23 protein-coding genes are annotated in these 19,589 nt (G+C 32.1%); 10 read left to right on the top strand and 13 right to left on the bottom strand.

The annotated features are described in order from the left end of the window. From WN975_RS16405 to WN975_RS16380, 6 genes are all read left to right on the top strand, one after another. Complete coding sequence (locus WN975_RS16405) at window positions 1-657, top strand: hypothetical protein (RefSeq protein ID WP_337967451.1); 657 nt, start codon at window positions 1-3, stop codon at window positions 655-657. Between the two features lie 29 nt (window positions 658-686). Further along, complete coding sequence (locus WN975_RS16400) at window positions 687-1,652, top strand: M20/M25/M40 family metallo-hydrolase (RefSeq protein WP_337967450.1); 966 nt, start codon at window positions 687-689, stop codon at window positions 1,650-1,652. 35 nt (window positions 1,653-1,687) lie between these two features. Next, window positions 1,688-2,365 carry an SDR family NAD(P)-dependent oxidoreductase gene (locus WN975_RS16395; RefSeq protein WP_337967449.1) on the top strand — a complete coding sequence of 226 codons (678 nt, stop codon included), beginning with the start codon at window positions 1,688-1,690 and terminating at the stop codon, window positions 2,363-2,365. A 27-nt stretch (window positions 2,366-2,392) separates the two neighbouring features. Beyond that, entirely contained in the window at window positions 2,393-2,758 is a 366-nt protein-coding gene (locus tag WN975_RS16390; RefSeq protein ID WP_337967448.1) for a four helix bundle protein, read from the top strand. Window positions 2,759-2,784: 26 nt separating this feature from the next. Further along, window positions 2,785-3,387 carry a SprT-like domain-containing protein gene (locus WN975_RS16385; protein WP_099709594.1) on the top strand — a complete coding sequence of 201 codons (603 nt, stop codon included), beginning with the start codon at window positions 2,785-2,787 and terminating at the stop codon, window positions 3,385-3,387. Window positions 3,388-3,525: 138 nt separating this feature from the next. Continuing rightward, window positions 3,526-4,122, top strand: a complete 597-nt coding sequence (locus WN975_RS16380; RefSeq protein ID WP_337967447.1) for a hypothetical protein — start codon at window positions 3,526-3,528, stop codon at window positions 4,120-4,122. A 119-nt stretch (window positions 4,123-4,241) separates the two neighbouring features. Here the strand turns inward: WN975_RS16380 and WN975_RS16375 are convergent, their stop codons facing one another. From WN975_RS16375 to gcvP, 6 genes are all read right to left on the bottom strand, one after another. Then, window positions 4,242-5,003: an ATP-binding cassette domain-containing protein gene (locus WN975_RS16375; RefSeq protein WP_337967446.1), complete on the bottom strand. Its 762-nt coding sequence runs from the start codon at window positions 5,001-5,003 to the stop codon at window positions 4,242-4,244. Then, window positions 5,003-5,749: an ABC transporter permease gene (locus tag WN975_RS16370; protein WP_089351987.1), complete on the bottom strand. Its 747-nt coding sequence runs from the start codon at window positions 5,747-5,749 to the stop codon at window positions 5,003-5,005. Before WN975_RS16370 ends, WN975_RS16375 begins: the two co-directional genes overlap by 1 nt. 80 nt (window positions 5,750-5,829) lie before the next feature. Continuing rightward, entirely contained in the window at window positions 5,830-6,678 is an 849-nt protein-coding gene (locus WN975_RS16365; protein WP_337967445.1) for a glycosyltransferase family A protein, read from the bottom strand. Window positions 6,679-6,702: 24 nt separating this feature from the next. Next, a complete protein-coding gene (locus WN975_RS16360; protein ID WP_337967444.1) occupies window positions 6,703-7,230 on the bottom strand; it encodes a methyltransferase in 528 nt (175 codons plus the stop codon). A gap of 242 nt (window positions 7,231-7,472) precedes the next feature. Beyond that, the gene (locus WN975_RS16355; protein WP_337969000.1) at window positions 7,473-8,531 is read right to left on the bottom strand and encodes a ketoacyl-ACP synthase III; all 1,059 of its coding nucleotides are present in this window, start codon (window positions 8,529-8,531) and stop codon (window positions 7,473-7,475) included. Window positions 8,532-8,841: 310 nt separating this feature from the next. Next, window positions 8,842-11,691 (bottom strand): aminomethyl-transferring glycine dehydrogenase, encoded by a 2,850-nt coding sequence (gcvP, locus tag WN975_RS16350; RefSeq protein WP_337967443.1) that lies wholly within the window; start codon window positions 11,689-11,691, stop codon window positions 8,842-8,844. A gap of 135 nt (window positions 11,692-11,826) precedes the next feature. Between gcvP and WN975_RS16345 the strand changes: the two genes are divergently transcribed. Next, complete coding sequence (locus WN975_RS16345) at window positions 11,827-12,633, top strand: hypothetical protein (RefSeq protein ID WP_337967442.1); 807 nt, start codon at window positions 11,827-11,829, stop codon at window positions 12,631-12,633. A 354-nt stretch (window positions 12,634-12,987) separates the two neighbouring features. Here WN975_RS16345 and WN975_RS16340 read toward each other — a convergent pair whose 3' ends face one another. Beyond that, window positions 12,988-13,386, bottom strand: a complete 399-nt coding sequence (locus tag WN975_RS16340) for a DUF1090 family protein (protein WP_337967441.1) — start codon at window positions 13,384-13,386, stop codon at window positions 12,988-12,990. A 157-nt stretch (window positions 13,387-13,543) separates the two neighbouring features. On the opposite strand from WN975_RS16340, the gene WN975_RS16335 reads away from it, so the two are divergent. After that, complete coding sequence (locus tag WN975_RS16335; RefSeq protein ID WP_337967440.1) at window positions 13,544-13,981, top strand: hypothetical protein; 438 nt, start codon at window positions 13,544-13,546, stop codon at window positions 13,979-13,981. Between the two features lie 176 nt (window positions 13,982-14,157). Next, entirely contained in the window at window positions 14,158-14,712 is a 555-nt protein-coding gene (locus tag WN975_RS16330) for an AidA/PixA family protein (RefSeq protein WP_337967439.1), read from the top strand. A gap of 10 nt (window positions 14,713-14,722) precedes the next feature. Here the strand turns inward: WN975_RS16330 and WN975_RS16325 are convergent, their stop codons facing one another. The 6 genes from WN975_RS16325 to WN975_RS16300 all read right to left on the bottom strand — a co-directional run bounded on the left by WN975_RS16325 (window position 14,723) and on the right by WN975_RS16300 (window position 18,703). Beyond that, on the bottom strand, window positions 14,723-15,184 hold the full coding sequence (locus WN975_RS16325; protein ID WP_337967438.1) for an SRPBCC family protein: 462 nt from the start codon (window positions 15,182-15,184) through the stop codon (window positions 14,723-14,725). A 154-nt stretch (window positions 15,185-15,338) separates the two neighbouring features. Further along, window positions 15,339-16,250, bottom strand: coding sequence for a TIGR01777 family oxidoreductase (locus WN975_RS16320; protein ID WP_337967437.1), 912 nt, complete (start codon window positions 16,248-16,250; stop codon window positions 15,339-15,341). Between the two features lies 1 nt (window position 16,251). Further along, window positions 16,252-17,073, bottom strand: coding sequence for a hypothetical protein (locus tag WN975_RS16315; protein WP_337967436.1), 822 nt, complete (start codon window positions 17,071-17,073; stop codon window positions 16,252-16,254). A 36-nt stretch (window positions 17,074-17,109) separates the two neighbouring features. Further along, on the bottom strand, window positions 17,110-17,850 hold the full coding sequence (locus WN975_RS16310; RefSeq protein ID WP_337967435.1) for a DUF2071 domain-containing protein: 741 nt from the start codon (window positions 17,848-17,850) through the stop codon (window positions 17,110-17,112). Continuing rightward, on the bottom strand, window positions 17,847-18,131 hold the full coding sequence (locus tag WN975_RS16305; protein ID WP_337967434.1) for a hypothetical protein: 285 nt from the start codon (window positions 18,129-18,131) through the stop codon (window positions 17,847-17,849). The genes WN975_RS16310 and WN975_RS16305 overlap by 4 nt, the downstream gene beginning before the upstream one ends. A gap of 68 nt (window positions 18,132-18,199) precedes the next feature. Next, window positions 18,200-18,703, bottom strand: coding sequence for a MarR family transcriptional regulator (locus WN975_RS16300; RefSeq protein WP_099709576.1), 504 nt, complete (start codon window positions 18,701-18,703; stop codon window positions 18,200-18,202). Between the two features lie 347 nt (window positions 18,704-19,050). Here WN975_RS16300 and WN975_RS16295 point away from each other — a divergent pair, with 347 nt between their 5' ends. Beyond that, on the top strand, window positions 19,051-19,464 hold the full coding sequence (locus WN975_RS16295; protein ID WP_337967433.1) for a DUF1842 domain-containing protein: 414 nt from the start codon (window positions 19,051-19,053) through the stop codon (window positions 19,462-19,464). Window positions 19,465-19,589 lie beyond the last annotated feature (125 nt).

The raw sequence follows: 19,589 nt of genomic DNA, 5'->3' as shown, positions 1-19,589 counted from the left end.
ATGAAAAAGATAAAAAATATCTCAATAGGATTTCTGGTGAGTTTCATTGGTTCAATTCCGTTGGGATATTTGAATTTAGTGGGCTTGGAAATTTACTCAAAATCAGGACTTCATAATCTGGTTTTCTTTTTGTTTGGAGTCATTTTTGTCGAAACTTTTGTTATTTATTTCACGTTGCTTTTTGCAAGACAACTTATTAGAAATAAAAAATTAATGAAAGTGATTGACTTTTTTGCCGTTGGATTTATGTTTGTTTTGGCTTATTTGTTTTATTTCAATTTTAATTCAGGCGCAACTTTAAATAATAGCTTAAGTAAATATTTAATGTATTCGCCATTTGTAATTGGTGTGGTTTTAAATTGCTTTAATTTTTTGCAATTGCCTTTCTGGACAAGTTGGAACTTATACTTGCTTAACGGAAAGTATATTACAGTTGAAAGAAAGTTAAAATATTATTATATTGCAGGAACTTTGATTGGTATTTTTTTGGGAATGTTTAGTCTGATTGTAATTTTACAGACCATTTTTCAAAAAACAAACCAATTTTCAAAGTATATAATGCCTGTTTTTATTCCGTTGTTTTTTGTTATTTTAGGAAGTATTCAGGTATATAAAGTATATAAGAAATATTTTAAACCATCGGCTTTAGAAGTTTAAATTCTAAGCTTAAGCAGAATCTTTCCTTTATGAAAAAGCTTTATTTTTTCCTTCCATTTGTTTTTTTAGCCTGCAAATCGAATCCATCTGCAGTAACCGAAACGACTTCAAAACCTATCGAAATCAGTTATAAAGTTAGTGAAACCGAAGTTTCGGATTTTCTAAAATATCTTTCTTCAGATGAATTAGAAGGGCGCGATACCGGAACAAAAGGTATCGAAAAAGCAGCGGTGTTTTTAGAAGATTTTTTCAAAAAAAATAATGTAAAGCCTTATTTTAAAAGTTACCGAGATACACTTACCAATTTTGATAAACCGGCATTTAATATTGTTGGTGTTCTGGAAGGAACAGATCCTAAATTAAAAAAGGAATTTGTAGTTCTGAGTGCACATTATGATCATATTGGTTTAGAATTAAAAGAGCAGCCAGACGTAATTTTTAATGGTGCGAATGATGATGCATCCGGAGTTACCGCCGTTGCTGAAATGGCAAAATATTTTAGTAAAACCAAAAGTAATAAACGCAGTATTTTGTTTGTGTTTTTTGCCGGAGAAGAAAAAGGTTTACTTGGATCTAAAAGCTTAGTGGAGAAATTGAAAAAGCAAGATTTTAATTTGTACACACAATTGAATATTGAAATGATTGGCGTGCCAATGAAACGAGATTATCTGGCTTATATTACAGGTTTTGATAAATCGAATATGGCTGATAAAATAAACGAATATACCGGTAAAAAGACGATTGGTTTTCTACCAAAAGAAGCTGAATATAAATTGTTTTACCGATCAGATAATTATTCATTTTTTAAAGAATTCGGAAAACCGTGTCAATCAATAAGTACTTTTGATTTTGAGAATTTTGATTATTATCACCATGTTTCAGATGAATTTAAAGTAATGGATATTGTGCATATGACTTCTTTTATTCAGGAGTTTTTGCCGGCAGTGACTAAAATCGCTATAACGCCAACAGAAGAAATAACGATGAATAAATAACCGTTCCTTTTATTGGATTTGCTTATTTTTGCTTTATGAAAAATATTATTGTTACCGGAACCAGTCGAGGAATTGGTTACGAGCTTGCGCTAAAATTTGCTAATGATGGACATCAGGTTTTGGCAATTTCAAGAAAAATACCTCAAACACTTTTAGAACATCAAAATGTTACTTGCCTTTCTGTTGATTTAGCAGATGAAACGGCTTTAGATGAAGTCAATAACTTTCTTTCTTCAACATGGAAAAGAGTAGATGCTGTTGTTCATAATGCAGGAGCTTTGTTATTAAAGCCTTTTGCAGAAACAACTCAGGCAGATTTTGAAAATATTTATAAAGTGAATGTTTTTGCAGTGGCGAATCTTACCAGAATTTGCTTGCCATATCTTCAAAAAGGAAGTCATGTTGTAACGATTAGTTCGATTGGCGGCGTAAGAGGAAGTCTTAAATTTGCAGGATTAGCAGCTTACAGTTCTAGTAAAGGCGCCGTAATTACTTTAACAGAATTACTTGCCGAAGAATATAAAGAACAAGGAATCTCATTCAACGTTCTAGCTCTTGGATCAGTTCAGACGGAAATGCTAAACGAAGCTTTCCCAGGTTACCAAGCTCCAATTTCAGCCGAAGGAATGGCAACTTATATTTATGATTTTACTCTTAACGGAAATAAATATTTTAACGGAAAAGTTTTAGAAGTTTCTTCAACGAATCCGTAGAGAATTATAAATTATTAATTATGAGTTATGAATGAAAGTGTGGTGAAAACCAAGAGTTTTGAATTAGCAATAAGAGGTGTTAATTTTTATAAATGGTTGGTTTCTGAAAAGAAGGAATTTGTAATGAGTAAGCAATTTTTACGTTCTATTACTTCAGTTGGTGCAAATGTTCGTGAAGCAGTTAACGCGCAAAGTAAAGCTGATTTTATCCATAAATTGTCAATTTCTCAAAAAGAATGCGATGAATCGATGTATTGGTTGGAGATTTTAAATGCTACAAATTATGTTTCTGTAGTAGAGTTTGAATCCATGCACAATCAATGCGCAGAGGTATTAAAAATAATCAAAAGCATAATAATTACCTCAAAGAAAAATTTAATTAAAAATTCATAACTCATAATTCATAATTCAAAACTATTTTGAACGAAACTCTTGCAAGATATATACCGGAACATGCTGTAAAGCCTGTATTTGATTTGATTGTTGCCAATCAGGTTCATCTGAAAATTGTAAATGAACGCCAAACGCGTCATGGAGATTACAGAAGAGGACCGAGCGGTAAACATGAAATCACCGTAAATGCAAGCTTAAATAAATATCGTTTTTTGATTACGCTAATTCATGAAATTTCACATTTAGTAGCATTTGAAAGGTTTGGACGAAATATAAAACCGCATGGGAATGAGTGGAAACTTACTTTTCAAAGAATGATGGTTCCTTTTATTCGTCCGGAGATTTTCCCGGGTGGTTTATTGCCGTTATTAGCGAGGCATTTTAAGAATCCGTCTGCAAGTAGCGATACAGATACAACTTTGTCTTTAGCGTTAAAACAATACGATGCAAATAGTGATAAGAACTATGTTTTTGAAATTCCTTACGGCAGTGTGTTCAGAATTAAAAACGGAAAAATCTTCAAGAAATTAGCGGTGAGAACCAAACGTTTTGAATGCATTGAGATTAGTTCAGGAAGAACATATCTTTTTAATCCAAATGCTGAGGTTGAGTTGATCAACTCGAATTAAAATCTGGTAGAAATCTCAATATTTAAAATCCAAATTCCAATTTTGACTAAGATTGGAATTTGGATTTTTTTATTGGTATATTATTTGTGTTGTGTTTTGAAAATTATTTCCTCTTTATAACTAGATATTCAATTGATTATGATCAAAAAACTACTTAAGATTGTTTTTGTTTTAGTGCTTTCGAATTCAATTTATGCACAAGAAACCACCAAGGATGTTGTAATAATAATACAGAAAAAGAGTCCCATTATTTATGCGGAGGTTTTTGGAGGTTTTTCTGTTATGCAAAATTTTGGTTTTGCCGGTGGAGGCGAATTAAATTATCAGTATAAGAAAAATCTTTTTACTTTGCGATATTCACATGAAACAGGATATGTCAAACAAGATAGTGTTTTTGCTTTTTCGAATGTAGAAGATAATGATGAATATGCCATTTTGTATGGAAGAAGATGGTTAACCAGAAGTCATTCTTATAGTGTTTCTATTGGAGTAAATTCTAATAATTTAAAGTTCACCAATAGAGATTTTGAGCATAATCGCTATTATCAATATAAAAGATTTTATGGTGTTCCTTTCGAAGCAAACTTTAAATGGTTTAATCCTAAGAGGAGATCTAATTTAATATTCAATGCATTAACTCCTAGTATTGGTGTTAAGTTTTTTGGAAGCATTTCTAAGTATAGTTACGCGGGAGTAGGACTTGTAATAGGATTTGGGTTGCCAAAGAATTATTAAACACAATATTTAAATTCCAATAAAAGAAAAATTCCAAATTCCAACTGCATTAGTTATTGGAATTTGGAATTTTTTTATTGAGTTCTTCCAGAATTGGAATTTTGAATTAAAAAAAGGTTTTAGCCTTTCAAATAAGCTTCTCTTACTTTTTTGAATAAGTTCGAAGAGTAAACAAATTTCACGATGTCTTTATTATCAGTTCTAAAGATTTCTTCTTTAGTTCCTTGCCAAGCTTTTACTCCTTTTTTTAAGAATACGATGTTCTCACCAATTTCCATTACCGAGTTCATATCGTGAGTATTGATTACAGTTGTGATATTGTATTCTTCGGTAATTTCTTTAATCAAATTATCGATCAAAGTTGAGGTATTTGGATCTAAACCAGAGTTAGGTTCATCACAAAATAAATACTTAGGATTATTTACAATTGCGCGGGCAATCGCCACACGTTTTTGCATACCTCCGGAAATTTCAGAAGGTAATTTTTTATGTGCATCAATTAGATTAACGCGTTCTAAAACAAAATCAACACGTTCCTGAATTTTAGCTTTATTGTCGTTTGTGAACATTTTTAAAGGGAAAGCAACATTTTCTTCAACAGTCATCGAATCAAATAAAGCACTTCCTTGAAAAACCATTCCAATTTCAGTTCTTAATTCACGTTTTTCGTCTGGTTCTAATTCGGAATAAACACGTCCGTCAAACTCAATTGTTCCGGAATCCGGTGTATGAATTCCTAATAACGTTTTTAATAAAACAGTTTTTCCAGATCCACTTTGTCCAATAATCAAGTTAGTTTTTCCAGTTTCAAAAACCGTCGAAACACCTTTTAAAACTTTACTGTCGCCAAATGATTTTTCTATGTTTTTTACTTCGATCATTATCCTAATAATAATTGAGTTAATATATAATTAAAAAGAATAATACAAACAGATGTCCAAACAAATGATACTGTACTTGCTTTACCAACTTCAAGTGCTCCACCTTTCATGTAATATCCGTGAAACGATGGAATTGTAGCTAATAACATTGCGAAAATTAAAGTTTTAATGAAGGCATATGTAATATGAAACGGAATAAATTCCATTTGAGCACCTTGAATAAAATCCTGACTAGTCGAGAATCCTCCGTAAGCACAAGCAAGCCATCCACCAAATATCCCTAAAAACATACTGATTCCAATTACAAATGGGTACATTAATAAAGCTACTATTTTTGGAAAAACAAGATAGTTTAATGAATTAACTCCCATAACTTCCAGCGCATCAATTTGTTCCGTAACACGCATTGTTCCGATACTCGAAGTAATGTAAGATCCCATTTTTCCGGCCATAATTACCGAAATAAAAGTAGGCGCAAACTCTAAGATTACAGATTGACGTGTAGCAAAACCAATTAAATATTTTGGAATTAAGGGATTAGTCAAGTTTAGTGCAGTTTGAATGGCAACAACTCCTCCAATGAAAAAGGAGATAAAGCAAACGATGCCAAGAGAGTCGATTATTAGATCGTCGATTTCTTTGAAAATCAATTTTTTCATAACAGGCCATTTAGTCTGTTTATTGAAAATTTCCTTCAGCATTAAAAAATATCTTCCTATTTGAGATAAATAACGAATTAGCATCATAGTTTTACAAATATTGGCTAAGGTAAAAAGAACTTACGAGTTTTGGGTTATGAGTTCCCGTTTTTCGGTCATTTTACCAATCAAATTAACTTTTGTTTCATTTTTTGGAAACGGTAATTTCTAATAAATTTAGCCTGTTCAGGGGTAACCAACAAAGGAGTTTTTGCTTTTTTAGCTTTCCAAAATCCTTTAATATAATCAAAAAATAGAAGTGGTTTTTTCTTCATCATCGCCAACTTTGCAGAGGCAATTGATGTAATCCAGAAACCATATCCTAATGTATAAAAAGCTTCGCCTTGTTTATAACGAGCTGTTTTGTTGTAGTTTGCACCTGTTGGTTTTAGGTGTTTTACATGTAAAGATTCGTCTGTAACTATTTTCCAATCATAATATTTACAAAGTAATTCGTCTACAGTATCCCAGCCCATCGCAGGTTTTAAACCTCCAATTTGCTGATAAGTTTCTTTTCTGTAGGCTTTCAATGCACCACGAATATGATCTTTATCGGTTAGGTTTTCTAAAATCCAATCTCCATTTTTTTCGATATAACAAAATCCTCCAGCCATTCCAATTTTTGGATCAGATTGAAAATGTTTGATTATAGTTTCAAAATAATTTGCAGGAAAAATTAAATCACCATCTATTTTTACAATAATATCGTAATCTGAATCCAGTGTTTCATAACCTTTCTGAAAAGCCTGAATTACTTTACTTCCAGGCATATGAATTGCATCAGAAGTTTTGTTTACAACAGAGATAAACGGATTTTCTTTTGCAAATCCCAATACAATTTCTTCTGTTTTATCAGTTGAATTGTCATTTACAACGACAACTTTTGATGGCAAAACAGTTTGCGAAACCAAAGATTGCAATGTTAAACCAATAAGGTCTTGCTCGTTATGCGCGGGAATGACGATGTAATATTTCATAAAATAATTATGAATTGTAAATTATTAATTATGAATTTTTTCGGCTACCACGATATAATATCTTGGAGTGAAATATCTTAGTAATGGTCTGATTCCAAACTTTTTTACAGGATGTGTAAATTGTAGACGATCAGTTATTTTCCAACCTGTTTTTTCTAAAAGCCAGTCTAATTGCCAGTCTTCAAATTCATGATAATGTCTGTCCCACATATCAGTTTTAGAACGATATGCCGGAGAAAACCATAAACGTAACGGAATTGAAATTAACAATTTGTCACATTTTACGTTTTCTAGAATAGTATAAGGATTTAGCAAATGTTCGAAAATTTCAAATGCAGTAAAAACGCTATATTCTTCTGTTTGCAAAGCAGTTTGATCGTTGTCTAAATCTTCGCCTTTTGTGTTTTTTACGGTATAACCGTTTTCTTCCATTATTTTGGAGAATGGATTTGGAACGCCAAAATCAAAAATGGTTTCTGATGTTTTAACGTGTTTTTGTAAAAACTCTAAAGTAAGTTTGAATCTTTTATTCGGAAACGTTTTTTCGTACATAGTCGTTGCGAGGAACGAAACAATCTCTCGTTCTTGATTTTATTATTAGGTCGCAAATATACAAAGTTATCTGCTTTTTTTATGTTTTTTAGCCCAGATAGAAATGAAAAGCCCACGATTTAAAAATTGTAGTTTTTATAATTTTAAAAAAGCGACTAAAAGAAGCTCTTTTTAAAGTTTAATAAAAACACAATTTTTAAATCGTGGACTTGTAATGAATAGCTGGAAATAGCTACTTAATCTTAATATCGATATACAAATGCATTAACGTTCATTCCTGCTCCAACCGAAGCAAAAATTACAACATCGCCTTTGTTTATTTCGTGATTTTCCAGTTTTCCCTGAATCAATAAATCATAAAGAGTTGGTACAGTTGCCACGCTTGAGTTTCCTAAATCATGAATACTCATTGGCATAATATTTTCTGGTGCAGTTTTGTCGTAAAGTTTGTAGAAACGAGCAATAATTGCTTCATCCATTTTTTCGTTGGCTTGGTGAATCAGGATTTTCTTCACTTCGTCAATTCCAATTCCGCTTTTATCTAAACAGCTTTTCATCGCACAAGGAACTTGGCTTAAAGCAAATTCATAAATTTTGCGACCATACATTTTGATGTATTTAATGTCTGGATCTAAATCAGGATTATATGATTTTCCGAAGAATAAAAAGTTAGCTTCATCATTTGCAAAAGTGGCACTTTCATAAGATAATAAACCAGCTTCATCTTCAGAAGCTTCTAAAATTGAAGCACCCGCACCATCAGAATAAATCATAGAATCGCGATCATGATCATCAACAACTCTTGATAAAGTTTCGGCACCAATTACCAAAACACGTTTTGCCATTCCAGATTTAATGAATGCATTTGCTTGCAAAACACCTTCAATCCAGCCTGGACATCCAAAAAGAATATCGTAAGCAACACACTTAGGATTTTTAATGTCTAATTTGTTTTTAACGCGTGTTGCTAAACTTGGCAAAATATCAGACTGATTTGTTCCTGATTTTACATCACCAAAATTGTGCGCAAAAATGATATAATCTAAAGTCTCACGATCGATTTTTGCATTTTCAAGCGCTCTTTCAGCTGCAAAATAAGCTAAATCAGATGAGGTATGTTGGTCTTCGGCATAACGGCGATTTTCGATACCGGTAATACCTTTAAATTTTTTTATTACAACTTCGTTAGGGTAACCGAAGGGAGTTCCGTCTTCATTTAAAAAAACATGATCGCCAAAGTCAGTATTGCTTACTTCTTTATTAGGAATATAACTTCCTATACCTATAATTTTTATTTTCATTATTCCTCGATTATCCGGTAAATTTATTGCTAAAGTATAAATAAATTCATGATAACTGTCATAAAAAATACTATGCATGCATATAATTATGAAATAATAATTATTTCTTGAATATATTGTTAATTTTCTAACGAATTTTTAGTTTTATCGAGATTTCAAACGTTTGAGATTAATGGTGACGAAAAAAAATATTTCATCAAAATATTTCACGATGTTACAGAAAACCAGAAAATTTTTAAGAATGTTATAAAAAAAATAAAACCCGATAACGGAATCGTCATCGGGTTTGTTTTTATAAAATAATCTAAGATTAATTTTCCATGTAAGCTTCAATAGGAGCACAGCTACAAACTAAGTTTCTATCACCATAAGCATCATCTACACGACGAACAGATGGCCAGAATTTATTTTCAGCAATGTAATCTAATGGGTAAGCCGCTTTTTCTCTAGTATAAGGGAAAGTCCAATTATCAGTTGTTAACATTGCCAATGTGTGCGGTGCATTTTTCAATACATTGTTTTTATCATCGGCTGTTGCAGCTTCAATTTCTTTTCTGATTGAAATAAGAGCATCACAAAAACGATCTAATTCTGCTAAATCTTCAGATTCAGTTGGCTCGATCATTAAAGTTCCAGCTACAGGGAAAGAAACCGTAGGAGCGTGGAAACCGTAATCCATTAAACGTTTTGCGATATCACCAACTTCAATTCCGTTTTCTTTAAACGAACGACAATCTAAAATCATTTCGTGAGCAGCTCTTCCGCATTCTCCAGTATAAAGAATTGGGTAGTGTCCTTCGAAACGCGCTTTCATATAGTTAGCATTCAAAATAGCATGTTCTGTAGCACTTTTTAAACCTTCAGCACCCATCATTGTGATGTAACCGTAAGAGATTAAACATACCAAAGCTGATCCGTAAGGTGCAGATGAAATAGCTGTAATAGCTTGTTCACCACCAACTTTTAAGATTGGGTTTGTTGGCAAGAATGGAACTAATTTTTCGTTAACACAAATTGGTCCAACTCCAGGTCCTCCGCCACCGTGAGGAATAGCAAATGTTTTGTGTAAGTTTAAGTGGCAAACGTCAGCACCAATTGTAGCAGGATTTGTTAATCCAACTTGTGCGTTCATGTTTGCACCATCCATATATACTAATCCGCCATTGTCGTGGATTAATTTAGTAATTTCAATAATCGAAGATTCAAAAACTCCGTGAGTCGAAGGATAAGTTACCATTAAACAAGATAAATCATCTTTATGTTCAATCGCTTTTTCTCTTAAATCTTCTACGTCAATATTTCCTTCCGGAGTAGTTTTTGTAACGATGATTTTCATTCCGGCCATAGCTGCAGAAGCAGGATTTGTTCCGTGAGCAGATGAAGGAATCAAACATACATTACGGTGACCTTCGTTTCTTGATAAGTGGTAAGCACGAATCGCCATTAAACCAGCATATTCTCCCTGAGCTCCAGAGTTAGGCTGTAATGTTGTTCCGGCAAATCCTGTAATTACATTTAATTGCTCTTCAAGTTTTTTAAGCATTGTGATGTAACCTTCAGCTTGTTCTACTGGTGCAAATGGGTGAATGCTGTTCCAGTTTGGCATTGATAAAGGCAACATTTCTGAAGCTGCGTTTAATTTCATTGTACAAGAACCTAACGAAATCATCGAGTGATTCAATGATAAATCTTTACGCTCTAATTTTTTGATGTAGCGCATTATCTGACTTTCTGAATGATGATTATTAAATACATCATGTGTTAAGAAAGGAGATGTTCTTTCTAATGAAGAAGGTAATTGACTTGCAGTAGCTAATTCAGCAACAGTGAAAGTTTCTTTTCCTAAAGCTTCAGCAAAAATCGCAATAATTTGGTTGATGTCGTTAATTGAAGTTGTTTCGTTAAACGAAATAGAAATCGTATCGGCATCAACATAGTAGAAGTTTACTTCGTTTTTCTCAGCGATTGCTTTTACTTTTTGAGCATCTGCTTTAACCAAAATAGTATCGAAGTAAGCTGTATTTGTTTGGAAAACTCCAAGTTTATTTAAAGCTTCAGCAGTAGTAACAGCTGATGCGTGAACTTTATTTGCAATATATTGTAATCCTTTTGGTCCGTGGTAAACTGCATACATTCCAGCCATAACCGCTAGTAAAACCTGAGCAGTACAAATATTTGAAGTTGCTTTTTCACGTTTTATGTGTTGTTCACGAGTTCCTAAAGCCATACGTAAAGCGCGGTTTCCATTTACATCAATAGAAACTCCAATAATACGACCTGGCATAGATCTTTTGTATTCATCTTTAGTTGCAAAAAAAGCAGCGTGAGGACCACCATAACCCATTGGTACACCAAAACGTTGTGTAGTTCCAACAACTACTGCAGCTCCCATTTCTCCTGGAGAAGTTAAAGCAGCAAGTGATAAAATATCAGCAGCAAAGGCAACTTTGATTTCGTTTTCTTTTGCTTTAGCAACAAAAGCACTATAATCATTTACCTGACCATATTTTCCCGGATATTGTAAAATGGCTCCGAAGAACTCATTAGAAAAATCAAAGTTTTCGTGGTTACCAACAACTAATTCAATCCCAATAGGAGTTGAACGTGTTTGTAATATTGATAAAGTTTGAGGTAAAATTTCTTCAGAAACGAAGAACTTATTTGTATTGTTTTTCTTTTGGTCACGAGTACGAACGTCAAATAACAAAGCCATAGCTTCGGCAGCAGCAGTTCCTTCATCAAGTAAAGAAGCGTTTGCAATTTCCATTCCTGTTAACTCGATTACAGTAGTCTGGAAATTTAAAATTGCTTCAAGACGACCTTGAGCAATTTCTGCCTGATAAGGCGTATAAGCTGTATACCATCCTGGATTTTCGAAGATATTTCTTTGAATTGGAGCAGGAACGATAGTTGGATGATAACCCAAACCAATATAAGATTTGAATACTTTGTTTTTCTTGCCTAATTCCTGAATATGATTTGCGAATTCATATTCTGTCATTGCAGGATCTAAGTTTAACGGTGCTTTTAAGCGAATGTCGTCCGGAAGGGTTTCATAAACAAGTTGTTCGATCGATTCAACTCCAATGGTCTGTAACATGTGTTGAAGATCTGTTTCTCTTGGACCAATGTGTCTTAAAGCAAAAGCATCTGTTTTCATATAGTTGTAATAGTGTTGTTTTTTTGTCGCGCAAAATTAAGTATTATTAATAATTTAATTAGCATTTTTAACTTCATTTTTTATGAAATTTACAACTAAAGAGTTGATTTGTTAATAATTGATTAGATTTGAGGTATGATAGTATCAAAACGCATCTTAGATTTTTATCTGAATAGCAGTATTCATGTGGCTTTGTCGTGTTATGCTCTTGTGCGAATCACGTTTCATGTGTTTCATATTCAGTATGATGAGCCAATGGCACTATTTGTTTTTTTTGGAACAATTGTGGGGTATAATTTTGTTAAATATGATGCCTTAGTTCGCGTGCAGCAAAAACCAATCGGAATTCAGCTGAAAATTATTGCTGTTTTAAGTCTGATTTCATTGTTTTTGGTTGCCTATTATTTTTTCCATTTAAAGCGAATTACTCAAATTGTCTCCGTTGGAATTTTTGCTATAACGGCACTTTATACACTTCCATTTTTTCCAAATAAAAAAAATGCCCGAAATTGGGCAGGCGTAAAAATTTATATAGTAGCGCTTTGTTGGGTAGGAGCGACGTTGGTTTTACCACTTATAAATGCCGAAGTTTCATTTACGACCAATTTTTTTGTAAAGTGTATTCAGCGTTTTGTTTTGGTTTTTGTCCTGATTTTAGTTTTCGAAATTATTGATTTGGCAAACGATGATCCGCATTTGCAAACCGTTCCTCAAACTATTGGCGTAAGGCGAACAAAAATTTTAGGTTTTTCACTTATGGTTCCGTTTTGGGTTGTTGGTATATTGACATTTGATCTTCATGATTTACTTATAAATCTAATAATGGTCATCACTTTGATGCTTTTTATAGCATTTGCAAATCCAAATCGTTCTAAATATTATACTTCATTTTGGGTCGAAAGCGTTCCAATTTTTTGGTGGCTTATGATTGTGTTTTTATAAAAAGAGATAAAAGTTTTTAAATAATTTGGGCGTGTCCCTCCGGGTCGGGCTTTCGGCTATATCTTTTATTCCGCTCCGCTTCATAAAAGGATACCGCCTCAATCCCTCACGCAAACCGTAAATCAAGAAATTTTATTTTCAAAAGAAGAATTTATCGGCTATTTAATTTTTTGTGAATAGACTCCAGCTTCAGCTGGAGGTAAATGTAATAGAATATCATTGGCTTTAGCCAAACTTTGCCTTTCGGCTAAAGCCATATTGAAAACTCTTTATCACCTCCAGCTAAAGCTGGAGGCAATTGAGATTAATATTTTGAAATCTGCCGAATCTGCCGAATCTGCGAGAGAAAAAATATTATTTTGTTTTTTGTTCTGCCAAAGCTTTATTTAAATCAGCTTTAGCTTCAGCTAATTTCTTCTTTTTCTTGTTGATTTTTTCTGTGCTTTCCTGATCTTTAATTGCTTTATTTAGATCATCAGTTCTTTCCTTAACTTTTTGTTGTTTTTCTTTTACTTTTTTGTCAAGATCATTGCTTACAGTTTTTGTTGTGCAGTTCTTTTTGGTTTGAGAAATTGCATCTTCAACACCTTTAATCTGGTTTTGATTACCAGCTTTTTTGGCTGCCGTTAATTTGATATTTAATTCACATAGTTTTCTTTCGCAACCTTTTAAATCCTTGCAATTACTTTGTGCAAATCCAATAAAAGAAACGGCAAAGAATACTATCGATAATATTTTGGTCTTAATTGTCATGAGTTTAATTTTTTAAGAAGATTAATATAATGTTCTAAAAATAGGTAAATTTTCTCACTAATTCTTTCTTTTGAAACAGTTTTAAGTTCGGTTTAACTTTTCAAAAAAACTTTTATTCTGAAAATAATTAAAAGTATATTTGAAAATAAATAACCACATGGAAAAACAAATTTCTTTTTTTGGATTCAAATTCACGAACACACAGTTCATTGTATTCTTTATTTGTTGGATGATTTTTCTAGGTTTTGTCTGGCCACTAATTATAGGATCTTATCGTTTGATGTCTATTTTTGTATGTGCATTTTCCTTTATTTTCGCTGCTCTTTTCAATCGATTAGTGGCATTGGTGATACTGGCATTGGCCTTTATAAATGGATCACTTGTTCGATTCTATCAGAAATTCATGTTGGTTATTATCGCTATTTTTGCCACATTGATTTACAGTATCTGGATTCCAATGAATTTCTGGATTTATATGGCACATCTTACAATTAATATTTTTTCTATCTTTTTAATGTATAGAATGTTTTATAGAAGAAACGATCAGGATGCATTAGATGAAGTTATAATTTTTGACGATCAGGATAATGATTGAGTATTATAACTAAAGTAGATGGGGTTCTGAAACTTCTTTCAAAACCTTATTTATTTCCTCCAAAATTTTCACGACTTGTTTTCTTTGTGTTATGACATGAAACTTGCTTTTTGTGCCATTTCTTTTAAGAAACTTCCATGTTTAATCTAGTTTTGATATATAAAAATACATATATCATGAATGAAAATTTAAAATTTATTACTGAAACTATCGATGTTCTTTTTGTAATAAATGCTGAGTATATTAAGAAAAATTATCCTCGAAATACAGATCCTAATAAAGCTCAAAAAGTAGATCACAATAGCAATCATTTGATTGTTTATAATCCAAGAGAAATTGTTTCGGTGCAGGGAACAGCAGATTTAAGTCTAAAAACAAAAATAGCGGATGATTTTTGTTTTAGGGCTACCACAATTCAACAAAATTGTGAGGAATCCAAAGTGCTAATGTACAAAGTTGAGCATGGGGGTGGAGATATAATCTTTACACCATTTGGACAGTATTATTCCAAAATTAAAGCTGCACATCCTAATACAGATTCAAATAATTATCTACCTCCAGTTTTTAAAGAAGAGAATTCAGGCTACTATGGTAATAAAATAAGGTACGAAGGAACAGAAGATGTTTTTGTATATTTTGCACTTTATATTCTTAATGATAGATTCGATTCTCATGAGTTATATGGTTATTATTATTGGGATCCAAAATTCACAATTGAGTTTATTAAGTAGAGAACTCAAATCAGGAAATTGCAATAGCGACTGATACTTCTTTCAAAACTTTATTTCGTTCCAAAAGAAAATTAGTAAGATGCTTTTCTAAAAATAAAATATCAAAAAGTTCTCCAAATATTCCAAACGGAGTTTCATAATGCAATTTGTCTTTCATTATTGTAATTCCGTTTTCTTCTTCAAAAAAATGTTCATGTTTGAAAGATTTAAACTTTCCTTTTTCCATTTCATCTACAAAATAATCATAGAGATTCATTGTCGTAATTCGGCTTTTGTGAGTGAGATAAACCCCAAAATGTTTACCTCGCCAAGTTACCGTTTCGTTTAAATTTATTAATCCGGATGTAATTCCTGCAATTGCCTTTTCTTTTGAAGGACTTGCAGATTGCTGATGAATATCTATATTTCTTGATGCGTCAAAAACGATTTGTTTCGGCGCTTTTATTTTTGTTGTAAGGTGAATTGTTGTCATTGATTTTTGTTTGGTTTTAGTAAATCTTGTCATTTCGACGAAGGAGAAATCTTCGTAAGAAGCTCTACAAAGATTGGCTTATTGAAGCGGAGTTACTTGCGAAGATTTCTCCTTCGTCGAAATGACAATATCATGAGATTGTACTTTGACAAAGTTATTTGCTTAATAAATTTTGAAATGCATTATCAATATCTCCAAACTTAAATTTAAATCCATTTTCTAAAAGTCGTTTCGGAATCACGTTTCTACTTTTTAAAACTAATTCGGTTTCTGTTCGAATGAAGAAAGATCCAATTTCCAGAAGAAAAGCATTCATCGGAATTCCGAAAGGGAAACCAACCGCTTTTCGAAGTTTTTTCATAAAGTCAACATTCCGAATTGGTTCAGGAGAAACGATATTAACAACACCGATAATTTCTTTTTGAATGATTAAATCAATTGCATTGGCAAAATCTTCTTCGTGAATCCAGCTTATAAACTGATTTCCTTTTCTTTGTTTTCCTCCGAAACCAATTTTTGATAAAGTCTTTAACGGAATAAAAGCGCCGCCATTTTTACCCAAAACTATTGAAGTTCTCAAAGCAGTTTTCAAAGTATTTGGAGTTTCGGTTTTAAAGAATGCTTTTTCCCAAGACAAGGCAACATTTATAGAAAAATCATTTCCGATTTCGCCATCGATTTCATCCATTTGTTTGTCTAAAGAAAAACGATAAATAGTAGAAGTTGATGAATTCAGCCAATGTTTAGGCGGATTTGTACAGTTTAAAACAGCTTTGTTTAAAATCTTTGTGCTTTCGATTCGAGATAATAAAATTGCTTTTTTGTTTTCTTTTGTATAACGACAATCAACAGATTTTCCTGCGAGATTAATTAAAACAGTTGCGTTTTCAAGTTCATTTTCCCAACCCGAAAAAGTTTTAGCATTCCAGTTTACATATTTGATTCCGTCAATTGTTTGAGATTTTCCTCTGGTCAGAATTACAATTTCTTCAAATTTGTCTTTGAAATGATTTATTAGAACCTGTCCTAAAAAACCTGTTCCGGCTGCGATGATTAGTTTTTTCATTTTATAAATTTAAAATAAATAGTAATGCAATGATTCTATAAAGTACCCAGGTAAAACATAAATAAAAGGGAAGTTCTAGAATTTTAACTCTTCTAAAATGCTCTGCAAACATTATGAAAACGGTTATTCCGAACCAACCTAAAATAAGAATTTCGGGAACATTAATAAATTGATTAAGAATTAAGATTGGTGTCAAAATTAAAGATCCCATTAAAGAAATAGTCATTAAGTTTCCGGCATAATTGATGATTGTTTTTTTGTCCATTTTAAAAAGAAATAAACTTTGAAATACAATTTGACCAAATGCTAAAATGAATTCTCTTATAATATTTGATTTTGGCAAATTGGGAACCAAATTAGAATATCCAAATAAAGCGAAACTTGTCAGCGTTAATGCAAAACCAATAAAAATGAAACGATATTTATAATTGTAATCCGGAGTACATTGCAGTTTGTTTTCTTTGATGTTTCCTCCGGGAATAATCACTTTTCGATTGTAAGAAACAAAAGAATACAATTTTGTCAAGATGAAATGAATGGGTTTTATGGTTGCAATTTTTTCAATTAATGGAAAAGAAAACCCTATAATTTTTATTAAACTGTCAATTCCATAAATAACGGTTTTAGTTTTATTATCTACCAAAGCAATTTCGTTTGGTGCGCGTTTTAAATCTACAAAAGTTTGTTCTTCTTGAGATAATTCACAATAAGATTTTCTTCCATTTTCATCCAGCATTCCACTTTTTACAAATCCTGTTGTGTACAAACTACAAAGCGGACAATCTTCATCATAAAGTAAAGTTTGGTTTTCGAGCGTTTTCATAATTCCTTTTTTTTAGATTAATAATAACTTGGAGTTCTAATCGTAAATTTCTTCTAGAGCAAAAACAGCTTCCAGTTTTCGTTTGTTTCTCACACTAATTTTAGATCCTTTTGCCAGGAAAACAGAAATAGGATTTTTGGTTTGTAAAAATTCAAAATCTCGTCCGTAAGTTTTCCTAAAGTCGATATCAACATTATAATTCAAAACTTCAAATTGTTCCCATCTCGGATGTTGAACTTCATATTCGAAAGTGGTTTCTTCATCAATTTTAGTATATCCAAAATAATGTTCCGTTATAAATTCGGCTTCAGAACCGATTGCAATTTCTATTGGATTTTTTTGAGTTTCTAATTGAATTGTATTCCAATTTTCTTTGGTTTTCCATTGATAAATAAAAGTGTCTGTATTTTCATTTTCAATGATTTTATGAGTCATTTTTCGAGTTTCATAATGTTCCTGATATAAAGTATTTGCAATAAAAGTAATAGCGGTTTTCGGAACAATTTCTTTGATGAAAACTACACCGCGTTTCCATTCTCCGTTTTCAAAACGTTTTACATAGAATCTCAAATTGACTTCTTCAAAATCTACATGAAAAGGAACTTTCAGACCTAAAACTTTTGTGTTTTTGAACATGAAACCAACTAAACTCACATAACATTTGTTGTTCCATAAATCTATTTCGGTACCAATTGGGATGTATTTTTCTAAGATTTTAGCATCAACTTCATAATTGAAAAGTGCTAAGTTTTTCCATTCAGCTTTTAAGAAGTTCATAATCTTGCTTTTTGATTGTAAATAATATAGGTCAGGAAAAATATTAAAGAGATTGGTAATAAGAACAACCAACTAAAATGCGGTCTGTCCCAAATCAAAAAGAAAGTAATTACCAACCCAAAGTAAGCGTATATCAATTTATTTTTTGGAAATAATAAAAAGAAGAATATTGCTGCTATAACTTGTAATACTCCGGTAAACGCCAAACCGTAAGGACCTGCGAGAAGGCATGTAAGCGCCATTATATTTATAATTTCTACAATTTTAAATGTTGTTTTCATAGTTATTGATTATTTTAAACTTTCAGAAAAAAATGAAAGTTTTAATTAAATTTTTTTAGTTTGATGTTTTACTTCATAATTTTCAGAACCAAACGTCCCAACCAGTTTTCATTAAATTCGGTCATTTTATCCAACATATTATCTGCTTTTAAAACAAAGTCATACAATTTAGTTGTTTGATCTACGAAGTGTTTTTCTTCAGCGGAATCTTTTGCTTCAATAGTCGAAACTTCTTTTAATATTTTAAGAGCAGGTTTAATTTCTCTTTTACTTCTTTCTCTGGCAATTTTAGAAGCTAATTCGTCTAAATCTTTTTCGGCAGTAAAAAACTCTCTTCTTTCTCCGGCTTTGTATTCTTTATAGACAATTCCCCAATCCATTAAAGCTCTTAGATTCATGCTGGCATTTCCGCGCGAAATTTGCAATTCCTCCATAATGTCTTCCATAGAAACAGCTTCGTTCGAGACCATTAATAAAGCATGGATTTGCGCCATGGTTTTATTAATTCCCCATTGAGAACCTAATGCTCCCCAAGTTTGTACGAACTTATTTTTTGCTTCTTTGAATTCCATGGATCAAATGTAAACAAAAGTTTTTAAACTTTCAAAAATAAATGAAAGTTTATTGTTGAATGCTTTATTTATTCTTTTTAGAATTTACCAAAGCAGGTGTTTTTACGTACTAGATTTTCCCATGTCATTCTTTATCGGTTTTGTACTCAATAATTTTGGTTCTGTAACATTTTGTGAAAAACGCCTGCTTGTTTGATGTAGTTTTGAAATAGAAATAGATCAAGAATGTGTGTTAAGGTGTTCTTGAACTATTTGATTACTAATTAATTATGTGGAGCAGAACCCACTAGAAAAAACGAGGCGGTACCGAAAAGCCTTATGAGTAGGAATCCTAAATCAAAGAAATTATGTCAGATTTATTATTAGGTGCTTATTTAGCACAAGGAACAATCGGAAATGTGGGAACACCAGGTGCTCCAATTGCAAAATTTAGTTTAGTAGTAGTACCATCTCAACATTCTGTGACAGGTACAGTTGTAATTACTCAGGCTATACCAGGTCCTGATAGCCATATTGTTGTTCAGGTAACAGGAAAAATATATGGAGCTGGAATTGGTAAGGTTACACAATTGGTTAGTCTTCATGGAGAATATGTTCACTCTGCTCTTCCACCGAAAATTGGTGCTTTTTTAGCAAAATTTGATGCTCATTTAGCAATCGATAATGCATGGAACGGAACAGGAGGTTTTTCATATTATGAACATAATATTGAAAACGTACCAGTTACAGCAGCGAAAAGCTTAAAAGAAGAATTAGTTTAGAAATAAAGTTTCCCCAAAAACAAATTCAACAGGATAACAAAACTTCCTGACTCGATTCGAGTTTTGATTTAAAAAGATCGCCTGTTTTAGGCGGTCTTTTTTGTTAAGGGAATCCTGATTCCTAA

This window comes from uncultured Flavobacterium sp. (assembly GCF_951805225.1).
GTDB lineage: Bacteria > Bacteroidota > Bacteroidia > Flavobacteriales > Flavobacteriaceae > Flavobacterium.
Note: the sequence above shows the minus strand (reverse complement) of the source record. Positions and strands in the feature narration are given on the sequence as shown.